General features: G+C 70.8%; 1 protein-coding gene. It reads left to right on the forward strand.

Features of this window, described 5'->3' with window-relative positions; all coding sequences use genetic code 11:
- A partial coding sequence (locus EXE42_RS18015) for a redoxin domain-containing protein (protein WP_137707139.1) occupies positions 1-236 on the forward strand: 236 nt, incomplete at both ends.

Genomic DNA, 236 nt, shown 5'->3' on the forward strand with positions numbered 1-236 from the left:
AGATGGAGGCGCTCCGCGACGGGTTCGACCGCGACGACTGTACGCTGTTCGGCGTGAGCACCGACCTCCCGCACGCGCTCGGCGCGTACCGGGCCCAGTACGACCTCCCGTTCGCGCTGGTCGGCGACCCCGACCACCGCGCGATCGAGGCGTACGACGTGATCGAGGACTTCGAGCACTACGGCGTCGAGACGGTCGCGCAGCGCGCCGTGTTCGTGATCGACGCGGACGGGACC

Origin of the sequence: Halorubrum sp. SP3, assembly GCF_005435195.1 — an archaeon.
GTDB lineage: Archaea > Halobacteriota > Halobacteria > Halobacteriales > Haloferacaceae > Halorubrum > Halorubrum sodomense.